Origin of the sequence: Nostoc sp. 'Peltigera membranacea cyanobiont' 213 (assembly GCF_002245975.1) — a bacterium.
Classification (GTDB): Bacteria; Cyanobacteriota; Cyanobacteriia; order Cyanobacteriales; family Nostocaceae; genus Nostoc.
The window spans coordinates 1-1,562 of record NZ_NOLI01000353.1; the positions used below are offsets into that span (position 1 = coordinate 1).

General features: G+C 43.0%; 1 protein-coding gene. It reads left to right on the forward strand.

Annotation, left to right across the window (positions count from 1 at the left end; all coding sequences use genetic code 11):
- Nucleotides 1-138: 138 nt before the first annotated feature.
- Nucleotides 139-1,562, forward strand: a 1,424-nt coding sequence (locus tag CDG77_RS34860) for an ISKra4 family transposase (protein WP_094333653.1), incomplete at its 3' end; no start/stop codon positions are given.

Below are 1,562 nucleotides of genomic sequence, written 5' to 3' on the forward strand. Positions count from 1 at the left end.
GGGTGCGACTCTTTTAGGAATACGGTGTATTATAAAGGAGTAATAGATGAATTGCTTTGCAGAGTAGTATAGCCAGTCAAAAGCGACTTGAGAGAATTAGCTTGTAACTCGTGAAAAGCCAGGATTAAATGGAGGACTATGCAAGCATCAACTTCAAATCAAGGCATATTTTGGGAAGAAGCGCGAGAGCAATTTGAAGAAATAGTAGGCTGGCTAGACTCGGATAGTATTTGTGGCTTAGAGCATGGGGAGATAGAGAATAAGCTGCTCTCTAACGGGTACGAACTATTGAGACGGTTGCTGCAAGGATACTTTAACAAACGCAGTGAAGACGAAATAGAGGATGAGTGTACCGGAAGCGATGAAGCCAAGAGAACTCACAAGAAGAGATTGTCGCGGAAATTAACGACAATATTTGGCACAGTAATCGCCAATCGAATCGGTTATGGAGGCAGAAAGATAAATTCGCTCACCCCCTTGGACGCAGAGCTAAACCTACCAGTAGAACAATACTCCCACGGACTCAGGCAACGAGTAGCGGTGGAAGTAGCTCGCTCTGGATTTAGGGAAACAGTGGAAATAATCGAAAAAACGACAGCAGCAAAAATAGGCTTGCGTCAAGCAGAAGAATTAGCTTATAAAAGTGCAAGTGATTTTGATGAATTCTATCGGCAGCAACAAGCTCAGTCAAAAGAATTGGAAGAAACAGGGGAAATAGTGGTTATTAGTGCGGATGGAAAGGGTGTTGTTGTGCGTACTGAAGATTTACGTGCCGACACCCAAAAGCGGGCTAGGGAAACGAGCAAGAAGTTGAACAAACGCTTAACTAAGGGGGAAAAGCGTAATTCTAAACGAATGGCAACGGTGGCTTCCGTTTATACAATCAATCCCTTTGTTCGCACACCCCAACAAATTGTCAGCCCATCCGATGAAGATAAAAAAATTAAGCGACCTCGACCAATTGGGAAGCGTGTTTGGGCTTCTTTAACTAAACAACCAGAACTTGTGATCTCCGAAGCATTTGATGAGGCATTACACCGTGACCCAAACAAGCAAAAACGTTTTTGTGCATTGGTAGATGGAAATAAAACACAATTGTCGCTGCTGAATAAATTTGCGAAATGTCACAATCTCAACTTAACGATTGTCCTCGATATTATCCATGTGATTGAGTATTTGTGGAAAGCTGCATTTGCTTTCTATTCCGATCCGAATAAACAGGTAGAAGATTGGGTGAGTAAACGTTTACTACTTATCCTCTCAGGTAAATCAAGTTCCGTTGCTGCGGGTATGCGTCGAAGTGCAACTCTACGTCAACTTACTCCATCACAGCGCAAACCTGTGGATAATTGTGCTAGATATTTACTCAACAATGCCAATTACCTCAAATACGATGATTACTTAAAAGCTGGGTTGCCGATCGCCACTGGGGTTATTGAAGGTGCTTGTCGTCATCTGATTAAAGACCGCATGGATATTACCGGGGCTAGATGGAGTCTAGCAGGTGCTGAGGCTGTTTTACGTCTTCGTTCTGTTTACATTAGCGGTGATTGGGATGAGTA